Consider the following 2,931-nt stretch of genomic DNA (forward strand, 5'->3'; position numbering starts at 1 on the left):
ACTCTAATTATTTAAGTTCCATAAATTATATTTCTACATTAATTCTCAATTTCCTCTATACATTGATAATAGATATAATAGTTGCCTAAGAAACCATTATGGAGTATAATAGTTTCTTAGGAAATTATTATGGGAGGCGGAAAATATACGTAAAATAATAGGAAGAAATATTTCGATATTATATAGAAATGAAAATAATTATGTAGATGTTAAATTGAAAAAATATAATCTAAATAAAATCCAGGCAGAAGTGTTGATATTTTTAAGAGATAATAATGCGGCTAATCAAACTAAAATCAATGAATTCTTTTTATTTAATAAAGCCACTATAACGAAAATAATCACCCATCTTGAAAAATTTGAATATGTTAATAGAGTTGTTAGTGAAACTGATAGACGAGAAAAGGGTATATATTTAACCGATAAAGGAATAGATCTGTTGCCTAGCATTACAGAAGTCCTGAAAGGATGGGAATACACTCTCATTGATAACATTCCTAATGCTGATATTGAAAAAATAAGAAGTATACTAGCCAAAATGGTAGATAATGTAACGACATTGAAGGAGAATTAACAATGAAAGAAAGTATGTATAAATTAGGGAATATGGATATAAAGAAGTTGATCATAAAAATGTCATTGCCAGCAATGCTGTCGATGATTGTACAAGCTCTATATAATGTTGTAGACAGTATGTTTGTAGCAAAAATATCAGAGCAGGCGCTTACAGCTTTATCCATAGCTTTTCCAATACAATTAATAATAGTATCAATATTTGTTGGGTTTGGCGTGGGGATTAACTCATTTATGTCAAGAAAACTAGGTGAGGGGAACAAAGATGATGCGATAAATACGGCGGAACATGGATTTGCAATAGGTATTGTATTGGGGATTATCCTTGCGATTTGTTCAACATTTGTACCCAAAATGTTTTCTAAGCTGTTTACTGACGACCCTGTTGTTATTAAATATGCAACAGATTATACTAGGATTATTATGTTGTTTTCATTTGGTAGCATTATATCAGAAGTGTGCATGAATATTTTAAGATCTACTGGTGACATGTTAAGTTCTATGAGAATACAATTATTAGGTGCGATAACCAACATTGTCCTTGATCCAATTCTTATTTTCGGATTGTTATTTTTCCCTGAATTAGGTGTGAAGGGAGCAGCAATAGCAACGGCCGTTGGTCAAATATGTGCTATGTTATATGCACTTAAACTCGTACTTAGAAACAAAAATGGACTAAAACTAAATTTAAAGAAATTTCATTATACTAGTAACATCACAGGTGAAATATTCAAAGTTGGAATCCCTGCTATATTTATGCAAATGTTAGGATCCATAATGGTATCTGGTATCAATTTGATTTTAGCAGGATTTTCTGGAACTGCTGTTGCAGTATTTGGCGCATACTTCAAATTACAGTCTTTTATATATATGCCTGTATTCGGTTTGACACAGGGGCTCATGCCTATAATTGGCTATAATTATGGCGCGAAAAACAAGCATAGGGTACTCGAAACTGTCAAGTATGGTTGCATATTTGCGTGCGCAATAATGCTGATTGGTACGACTGTATTTGTAATATTCCCAAGGCAATTGCTTATGCTATTTAGCAGTACACCACAGATGGAGGCAATTGGAATTGAGTGTTTGAGAATTATCAGTATAGGTTTTATGTTTTCTGGGGTAGTAATAGTTCTTTCCATGGTTTTTCAAGCGCTTGGTAAAGCAGAAGTAAGCCTTATTATATCTTTTGCAAGACAGATTATTATTTTATTACCATTGGCATTTATTCTAAGTAATTTAATTGGCTTAACCGGAATATGGATAGCATTCCCAATATCAGAAGCAACTTCTTTACTAATTTCGGGGTACCTTGCAATTAAAGTATATCGAAAAAAAATTCAAAATTTAGAGTGCTAATAATTTTGTTTCATAAAATATCCTTTCATTTGGAATACTAGTATTAGGCATCATTGTTATTCTATCCAGATGCTTAAATAATATATTTGACAAGGAGGATTCTTTCATGAACGAAAAAGACAATCAGCAAAAATTTATTAATATGAAAAAGGTAGGTAACTTTACCAAAAATGCTGTAGAAAGTTTCGAGGAAAATATAGTAAATCAAAATGATTATTTAGAGAAAGTTAAGGATAGCAAAGAATCTAAGATACCTAACCAGCTTCATTAGTAAGCATCTCGGCATTAAAAGTAAACACCATTTTACTTGTAAAATGGTGTTTACTTTTAATAAACTTAATTCATAGTTGACTTCCTATCATACCTAATAATAATAGAGTTTTACTTTTATTTTGCAAAGTCTGTACAGCCATATTCTTTAACAAATTACCTGTTTCATCAGGAAGAAACATATTAAAACTTGTAAACAACATTTCATTTGAAAGTGGCGTAAAGCTTACCAAATTAATCAAAAAAAATGAAAAATGGAAAAAAGATATTATCAGATAGTATGTTATTTGTGCACTCATTGAGGATAAATCATCATCTTTATATCTAAATATCAGTAGTTTTATATATTTAAATAAAATAGAGGTCCTTAATTTTCCAATCATTCCTACCTCCTATATTCTAATTATAAAGTCTTACCATTTCACGTTAAATTGTGAAATATTTTTTAATCATCAAATAAAACAATTGAATTATATTATATGAAATAAAAATCGAATAAAGCACAGAAGCACCAATATGTTTTACAACAAGAATCTACATTGATGGCATCAATAATGATACCCCCAATCGTAGTTTTATTATTCCTACGATCAGGGGTATCATTATTTATTGGTTAGCTAAAGTACATATTATTTAAATATGATAATACGCTCTTCTAATGGTTGGAACTGTTTTTCATCAGCTTGAGCTGTTGGTTTTCCAAATGGCATTTGTGCAATAAGTTTCCAG

General features: G+C 30.3%; 4 protein-coding genes and 1 pseudogene. 3 read left to right on the forward strand and 2 right to left on the reverse strand.

Translation table 11 applies throughout. The features are described from left to right. Nucleotides 1-214: 214 nt before the first annotated feature. The 3 genes from JJE11_RS17190 to JJE11_RS17200 all read left to right on the forward strand — a co-directional run bounded on the left by JJE11_RS17190 (nt 215) and on the right by JJE11_RS17200 (nt 2,203). Nucleotides 215-574, forward strand: a complete 360-nt coding sequence (locus tag JJE11_RS17190) for a MarR family transcriptional regulator (protein ID WP_291637837.1) — start codon at nt 215-217, stop codon at nt 572-574. A gap of 2 nt (nt 575-576) precedes the next feature. Beyond that, nucleotides 577-1,932, forward strand: a complete 1,356-nt coding sequence (locus JJE11_RS17195) for an MATE family efflux transporter (RefSeq protein ID WP_291637838.1) — start codon at nt 577-579, stop codon at nt 1,930-1,932. Between the two features lie 106 nt (nt 1,933-2,038). Then, entirely contained in the window at nt 2,039-2,203 is a 165-nt protein-coding gene (locus tag JJE11_RS17200; protein ID WP_291637840.1) for a hypothetical protein, read from the forward strand. Nucleotides 2,204-2,273: 70 nt separating this feature from the next. On the opposite strand, the gene JJE11_RS17205 is transcribed toward JJE11_RS17200, so the two are convergent. Next, the gene (locus tag JJE11_RS17205) at nt 2,274-2,585 is read right to left on the reverse strand and encodes a YhjD/YihY/BrkB family envelope integrity protein (RefSeq protein ID WP_291637841.1); all 312 of its coding nucleotides are present in this window, start codon (nt 2,583-2,585) and stop codon (nt 2,274-2,276) included. Nucleotides 2,586-2,831: 246 nt separating this feature from the next. Next, a pseudogene (locus tag JJE11_RS17210) lies at nt 2,832-2,931 on the reverse strand (nitroreductase); the annotation flags it as partial.

This window comes from Clostridium sp. (assembly GCF_016650095.1).
Lineage (GTDB): Bacteria > Bacillota > Clostridia > Clostridiales > Clostridiaceae > Clostridium_AD.

Excerpts from the sequence above, each read along its gene's own strand:
- JJE11_RS17195 (WP_291637838.1), top strand. The coding sequence starts at position 577 with ATGAAAGAAAGTATGTATAAATTAGGGAATATGGATATAAAGAAGTTG.
- JJE11_RS17200 (WP_291637840.1), top strand. The coding sequence starts at position 2,039 with ATGAACGAAAAAGACAATCAGCAAAAATTTATTAATATGAAAAAGGTA.
- JJE11_RS17205 (WP_291637841.1), bottom strand. The coding sequence starts at position 2,585 with ATGATTGGAAAATTAAGGACCTCTATTTTATTTAAATATATAAAACTA.